Source organism: Mycolicibacterium novocastrense (genome assembly GCF_001499835.1).
Taxonomy (GTDB): Bacteria; Actinomycetota; Actinomycetes; order Mycobacteriales; family Mycobacteriaceae; genus Mycobacterium; species Mycobacterium novocastrense.
In genome coordinates, this window is the sequence record NZ_LQIH01000033.1 from 21,721 (window position 1) to 28,866 (window position 7,146).

A 7,146-nucleotide genomic window follows, 5' to 3' on the forward strand; every position below is an offset into this window, starting at 1 on the left:
CGGCGCCGCCGATGAAAGGATCGCCACATGGCATCTCCAACCGCTCCCGCAGAGCGCACAGAGGAAACCGAAGGCGACATCACCTATATCCGCACCGACAAGGATCTGCCCCCGGTCGCGATCATCGACCGGTCGCCGATCACCCTGCGGCACCGGATCATCTTCGGCGTCATCGCGGTGCTCGGTGCGGTCGCCTGGGCGGTGATCGCGTTCTTCCGCGGAGAGACCGTCAACGCCGTATGGTTCGTCATCGCCGCGATCTGCACCTACGTGATCGGCTTCCGGTTCTACGCCCGGCTGATCGAGATGAAGATCGTGCGCCCGCGCGACGACAACGCCACTCCCGCCGAACTATTCGAGAACGGCACGGACTACATGCCGACCGACCGGCGGGTGTTGTTCGGGCATCACTTCGCCGCGATCGCCGGCGCCGGCCCGCTCGTCGGACCCGTTCTCGCCATGCAGATGGGCTACCTGCCGGGAACCATCTGGATCATCATCGGCGCGGTCGTCGCGGGCTGCGTGCAGGACTATCTCGTGTTGGCGATCTCGACGCGTCGGCGGGGCCGCTCGCTTGGACAGATGGCCCGTGACGAACTCGGGACGATCGGCGGTGCCGCGGCCATCCTCGGCGTGCTCGTCATCATGGTGATCCTGCTGGCGGTGCTGGCCCTGGTGGTCGTCGGTGCGCTCGCCGAGAGCCCGTGGGGCGTCTTCTCGATCGCGATGACCATCCCGATCGCGATCTTCATGGGCCTGTACCTGAGGTTCCTGCGGCCGGGCCGGGTGTCGGAGGTGTCGCTGATCGGCGTCGCGCTCCTGCTGCTCGCCGTCGTCGCCGGCGGATGGGTCGCCGAAACCGACTGGGGCACGGAATGGTTCACGCTGTCGAAGGTGAGCCTGTCGTGGGCCATCATCATCTACGGATTCGCCGCGTCGGTACTGCCGGTGTGGTTCCTGCTCGCGCCGCGCGACTATCTGTCGACGTTCATGAAGGTCGGCACCATCGCGCTGCTGGCGGTCGGCATCGTGCTCGCCCGCCCGATCATGGAGGCACCGGCGATCTCGGCGTTCGCCACCGAGGGCACCGGTCCGGTGTTCGCGGGATCGCTGTTCCCCTTCCTGTTCATCACGATCGCGTGCGGTGCGCTGTCGGGTTTTCATGCGCTGATCTCGTCGGGTACCACGCCCAAGCTGCTGGAGAAGGAGGGCCAGATGCGCCTGATCGGCTACGGCGGCATGATCACCGAGTCGTTCGTCGCGATCATGGCGCTGATCACCGCGGCCATCCTCAATCAGCATCTGTACTTCGCGATCAACGCGCCAGCGGCCGCCACGGGTGCCACCGCGGAGACCGCAGCGGCCTACGTCAACAGTCTGCCGATCGACGGTCCGCCGGTCACCGCCGAACAGATCACTGCGGCCGCCGAGAGCGTCGGCGAAGAGTCGATCGTGTCCAGGACCGGCGGTGCGCCCACGCTGGCGTTCGGTATGTCCGAGGTGCTGAGCAAGGTGTTCGGCGGTGACGCGCTCAAGGCGTTCTGGTACCACTTCGCGATCATGTTCGAGGCGCTGTTCATCCTCACCACCGTGGACGCGGGCACCCGGGTCGCACGTTTCATGCTCTCTGATGGCCTGAGCAACCTCGGCGGTCCGCTGCGCAAGCTGAGGGACCCGAGTTGGCGTGTGGGAGCGTGGATCTGCAGCCTGGTCGTGGTAGCGGGGTGGGGCAGCATCCTGCTGATGGGCGTCACCGACCCGCTCGGCGGCATCAACACGCTCTTCCCGTTGTTCGGCATCGCCAACCAGTTGCTGGCCGCGATCGCGTTGACGGTCGTGACCGTGGTGGTGGTCAAGAAGGGCCTACTGAAATGGGCCTGGATACCGGCGATTCCGTTGCTGTGGGACCTGACTGTGACGATGACGGCGTCGTGGCAGAAGATCTTCTCCGGCGACCCGAAGGTCGGCTACTGGACTCAACACTTCCAGTACCGCAACGCCAAGGACGCCGGTGAGACGGCGTTCGGCGCGGCCAAAAACGCCGGCGAACTCGACGCGGTCATCCGCAACACGTTCATCCAGGGCACACTGTCGATCGTGTTCGCACTGCTGGTGCTGATCGTGTTCACCACCGGCGTGATCATGGTGATCCGGACGCTCCGCGGCGGCGCCCCGCCGACGACCGAGGACGAGCCGGTCCCCTCGCGGATCTTCGCGCCGTCAGGCCTGTTGATGACCAAACCGGAGAAGGAGGTGCAGAAACAGTGGGACGCATTACCGAAAGCGCACGCCAAATCGGTTCGTACTGGCGCACATTCGTAGGTGACCTGATGGGCGACACCCACTACCGGCGCTACGTCGAGCACCGGTTGCGGACCCATCCGGGTGAGCCGGTGCTCTCCGAACGGGACTACTGGCGGATGCGGCACGCCGCGGCGGAGGCCAATCCGGGTGCGCGCTGCTGCTAGGTCGGGATTCGGCTGCACACGCTAGCCCGACGCGATGACCCCTTCGGAAATCCAGGGTGCCGCAGTCGTTTCGGCGCTACGGAAGGCGCCGGGGACATCGTCGGTGACGGCCCATGTCGCGGCCAGCCGGCCCATACCTACCGCGTACGCACAATGCACGCCGAGCTCGACGAGTTCATCCTCGGCGAAATGGCGCCGAAGGTCGTCGTAGACGGCGTCGTCGATCGCGAGGTGATCGGTGGCGAACAGATCAGCGAATCGCAGCGCGCTTCGCTCGGCGTCCGACAGGTCGTCGGCTTCCTCCGGGCGTTCCAGGGAGCAGACCGCGTCCTCGGTGAGCCCTGCATCGAACGCGCTCTGGTAGCGCACCGACATGCAACTGCGGCACTGGTTGTGGAACGCGATGCGCAGCCGCACGAGCTCCACGAGCCTCGGCGACAGGGTGCCGCTGGATTGCAGTGCCGCCCGAAGTGAGCCGAGCGCTCCCGCGACGTCGGGACGATGGCCGAGTATCGAGGCCACGCCCAGGTTGATCCGATCGCCTTGGCCCAGATCGTCGGTCGGGATCGAAGCAAAGGCCGACGACGGCGCAACTCGGGACATGGCCACCTCACATCGCAGCGGTTCTGGCGTGGGTTCACGATAACTCGCGCGGTCGGAACCGTTGGGCGAAAAGCTCGGGCGGCAACCGGACGGTGAGGCCAAGCCGAGCCCGGCTAGACCGTCAGTGAGTAGCGGATCGGCAGGTGTTTGAGCCCGCCGACGAATGTCGTCGCCACATACTCGGGACGGCCCGCGGGCTCCACACCCTCCAGGCGGGGCAGCAGCTCGCTGAAGAAGCTGTTGACCTCCATGCGGGCCAACGCCGCCCCCAGGCAGAAGTGCACGCCGTACCCGAACGCGATGTGCTTGTTGGGGTCACGGGCGATGTCGAAGCGGAAGGGATCGTCGAACACGTCCTCGTCACGATTGCCCGAGACATAGGACAGCAGAACCGATTCGCCCGCAGCGATCGGAACATCCCGCACCGTGGTGTCCTCGGCGGCCGTACGCATGAAGGCCTTCACCGGTGTGACCCAGCGGATCATCTCCTCGACCGCCAGCGGCATCAGGCCCAGATCGCTACACAGCTTGTGGCGTTGGTCGGGGTTCTCGATCAGGGCCAGCATCCCGCCGGAGATGGTCGCGCTGGTGGTGTCGTGCCCCGCCGCGGCGATGATCGCGTAGTAGGAGATCGTGTCGATGTCCGACAGCGGTTCGCCGTCGATGGTCGCGTTGGCGATCGCCGAGGCCAGGTCGTCCGTCGGATTCTCGCGGCGCGAAGCCGTCAATGCCGTGAAGTACTGGAACATCTCGACCAGCGCCGACATCTGGTCGGCCTGATCCGTGCCACGCTTGAACTCGTCGTCGTCACTGCCGAACAACTCCTGGGTGAGCTTGAGCATCAGCGGGAAGTCCGACTCCGGGATGCCCAGCAGCGACATGATGACGTAGAGCGGGAAGTTGACCGCGACCTGCTGGACGAAGTCGCACTCGTTGCCGATGTCCATCATCTTGTCGACGTACACCTTCGCGAGTTCGTCGACGCGGATCTTCAACGCGCGCATCGCCTTCGGCCGAAACCAGTCGGCTCCGATGGCGCGCACCACACGATGCTGCGGATCGTCCATGTGGATGAGGGTGCGCACCCCGATGGCCGCCTGCTGCTCGTCGCCCTCCTCGGTGACCAGCACCGGCCGCGGATGATTGGTGAACAGGTTGTTGGCCCGCTCGATGTCCATGATGTCGGCGTGCTTGGTGATCGCCCAGAACGGTTGGTAATTGGGCACCTCTACCCACGAGACGGGTGCGTTGGCACGCAGATGCGTCAACGACGCATGCAGTTTGGCTTCATCGGTGTAGGCCTGCGGGGTGGCAAAGACCTTGGCCGCCTCGTCCATGATCCGTGTGCTCACAAGAACTCCTCTGCCGAACCGTCATGTGCGCGTACTTCCTCCAGCACGGCAACTATCGTCGCTTCGTCTATCGAGCGCGGGAATCCGATCATCACCCGGTCGATCACGCCGTCGCACCGGTCTCTGATCTTGGCCCCCAGCTTGTCGATCGGGGCGACGACGGCGAACGTCTCGAGAATCTCGTCGTCGATCAGCGTGCCCATCGCGTCCCACTCGCCTGCGAGGCTGAGCCGGTGAAGCTCGTCGTGCAGATCGCCCCAACCGTGCAGCGCCAGCACTTTGCGGTAGGCCGGGGTGGACCCGTAGAAGGCGATCTGCTTGCGGGTGGCGACGGCGGCGCCAGTGACCTCGCGCTCGTCGGCACCGGTCACCACGAAGATGGGACACGACACCTGAAAGTCGCTGCGCGCTCTGCCCGATCGGGCCATGCCGCGCTCGAGCGCCGGGATGGTGACCTCTTCGAAGTAGCGTTTGGTCGTGAAGGCGTGGGCGAGAACGCCGTCGGCAACCTCACCGGCCATCTCGGTCATCGCCTCGCCCACCGCAGCGATGAAGACCTTCGGGAACCCGTAGTCGTGCGGTTCGGGAGTGAACATCGGCGTCATCAGCTTGTGCGTGTAGAAGTCGCCTTCGAACTGCAGCCGCGTACCGTCGTGCCAACAGGTCCAGATCTCGCGCATCGCGTGGACGAATTCGCCCATGCGACGCACTGGTTGGCTCCACGGCATGCTGAACCGCTTCTCGATGTGCGGACGGATCTGCGACCCCAGCCCAACGATGAGCCGGCCCCGCGAGTAGTCCTGCAGGTCCCAGCCGATGTTGGCCACGGTCATAGGGTTTCGGGCAAACGCCACTGCGATGCTGGTTCCGAGATCGAGGGTTTCGGTGTGCTCGGCGGCCAGCGTCAACGGGAGGAACGGGTCGTGGGCAACCTCGGCGGTCCAGCACCCGTCGTAACCGCGCCGCTGCAGCGTGCCCGCCGTTTCGGCCACGTTGGCGAGCTGGCTGGAAATCGCCCCGTCGACCTTCAGGCCGGCGCCGCTAAGCATGGTCGTAGACGCTACAGTAAGCAATTCAGTATGGTCAACGAGGTCATGCCGGTGCGACGATCGCCTATCCATGGACAGGAGTTGTGATGACCAAGGCCGAGGATTGGCATGCCACGCTCGACGAGCTGTCGCGGCGGCGCCAGACCGCGTACGACATGGGGGGCGCCGAGCGGGTCGCCAAGCACCGCGACAAGGGCAAGCTCGACGCCCGCGCGCGCATCGAGTATCTGCTCGACAAGGGCACGTTCCGCGAGTTCGGCATGCTGGTCGGCGGTGACATCGCCGCCGACGGCATCGTCGCCGGCTCCGGCTATCTCGACGGCAGGCCGGTGATGATCGGCGCCGAGGACTTCACGACGCTGGCGGGCAGCATCGGCCCGGGCGGGAACGCCAAACGGTACCGATTGGCGGAGTTGGCCGTGCGCGACAAGGTGCCGCTGGTGATGCTGCTGGAGGGTGCGGGATTCCGTCCCAGCGGCGAACACTACGGTCGCACCCCGACCGATCTTCTCGCCCAGGCTCAGTGTTCGGGCAAGGTGCCGATGGTCGCCGGCCTGCTCGGGCCGTCCGCCGGACATGGCGCGCTGGTCGCTCCGGTCTGCGACTGGACGATCATGAGCCGCCAGGGCGCCATCTTCACCGCGGGCCCGCCCGTGGTGAAAGAGTCGACGGGCGAGGACATCTCGAAAGAGGATCTCGGCGGTCCCACGGTGGCCCTCGCCAGCGGTGTGATCCACAACCTGGCCGAGGACGACGAAGCGGTGCTCGACCACATCCGCCGCTACCTGTCGTACTTCCCGGCCAGCGCGTGGTCCTACCCGGAGTCGCTTCCCGCCGACGAAGCGACCGCCCCGCGGACCACCCCGGAGTTGCTCGAACTGGTCCCCCGCGGCAACCGGCGCGTCTACGACATGCGGCGCGTCCTGGACGTCGTCTTCGACCGCCCCGACTGGTTCGAGGTCCAGCCGAAGTTCGGGCCCGCGGTCATCTGCGCGCTGGCCCATCTCGGCGGCCACCCGGTCGCGGTGGTTGCCAACCAACCGCAGGTGATCGCCGGTTCCATCGACGCAGACGCCGCGGACAAGGCGGCGCACTTCATCACGGTCGCCGACTCGTTTCACCTGCCGATCGTGTTCCTCGCCGACAATCCGGGCATGCTGCCGGGCAGCCGGTCGGAGAAGTCGGGCGTGCTGCGCAGCGGTGCGCGGATGTTCGCCGCGCAGACCGCCGCGACGACGATCAAGCTGCACGTCACGCTGCGCAAGGCGTACGGTTTCGGCTCGATGGTGATGTCGCTGTTGGGATTTGACAACCAGAGCGCGACGTTCGCATACCCGGGCGCGACGATGGGCGCGATGAGCGCGGCCGCCCTCAGCAAGGCCTCACACGCCGCCGAGGATGTCGAGGCGCGGCTTCGGCAGATGGAAGTCGAAGCGTCGTTCCGGTCGGCCGGCCACCTCGGCTTCGACGACCTGATCCATCCCGAGGAGACCCGCAACGCGCTGCTGTGGGGGCTGCAGCGGGCGGTCTACAGCCGCCAGGCCGCAGCCGAACCGGTGGCCCGCACGGTCATCACGCCCTAACCTCGGGGGTTTGCGCGAGCGTGCGTGTTTGCACACGACGCGCCGCGGAAAGTGCGCAGTACGCGCACGGTCGTCGCGCCCGAAAGTGCGT

At 66.2% G+C, this 7,146-nt stretch carries 6 protein-coding genes; 3 read left to right on the forward strand and 3 right to left on the reverse strand.

Features of this window, described 5'->3' with window-relative positions; all coding sequences use genetic code 11:
• Positions 1-27: 27 nt before the first annotated feature.
• Together AU072_RS19755 and AU072_RS27705 are read left to right on the forward strand one after the other, a co-directional pair.
• Positions 28-2,322, forward strand: coding sequence for a carbon starvation CstA family protein (locus AU072_RS19755; RefSeq protein WP_064415368.1), 2,295 nt, complete (start codon positions 28-30; stop codon positions 2,320-2,322).
• The gene (locus tag AU072_RS27705; protein ID WP_082681052.1) at positions 2,265-2,468 is read left to right on the forward strand and encodes a YbdD/YjiX family protein; all 204 of its coding nucleotides are present in this window, start codon (positions 2,265-2,267) and stop codon (positions 2,466-2,468) included. The genes AU072_RS19755 and AU072_RS27705 overlap by 58 nt, the downstream gene beginning before the upstream one ends.
• A 21-nt stretch (positions 2,469-2,489) precedes the next feature.
• Here the strand turns inward: AU072_RS27705 and AU072_RS19760 are convergent, their stop codons facing one another.
• The 3 genes from AU072_RS19760 to AU072_RS19770 form a co-directional block, all read right to left on the reverse strand.
• Positions 2,490-3,071, reverse strand: a complete 582-nt coding sequence (locus AU072_RS19760; RefSeq protein ID WP_064415369.1) for a carboxymuconolactone decarboxylase family protein — start codon at positions 3,069-3,071, stop codon at positions 2,490-2,492.
• Between the two features lie 113 nt (positions 3,072-3,184).
• Positions 3,185-4,408 (reverse strand): cytochrome P450, encoded by a 1,224-nt coding sequence (locus tag AU072_RS19765; protein WP_064415377.1) that lies wholly within the window; start codon positions 4,406-4,408, stop codon positions 3,185-3,187.
• A gap of 11 nt (positions 4,409-4,419) precedes the next feature.
• Positions 4,420-5,472, reverse strand: a complete 1,053-nt coding sequence (locus AU072_RS19770) for an LLM class F420-dependent oxidoreductase (RefSeq protein WP_064415370.1) — start codon at positions 5,470-5,472, stop codon at positions 4,420-4,422.
• Positions 5,473-5,558: 86 nt separating this feature from the next.
• Between AU072_RS19770 and AU072_RS19775 the strand changes: the two genes are divergently transcribed.
• The gene (locus AU072_RS19775) at positions 5,559-7,055 is read left to right on the forward strand and encodes an acyl-CoA carboxylase subunit beta (RefSeq protein WP_064415371.1); all 1,497 of its coding nucleotides are present in this window, start codon (positions 5,559-5,561) and stop codon (positions 7,053-7,055) included.
• Positions 7,056-7,146: the final 91 nt, after the last annotated feature.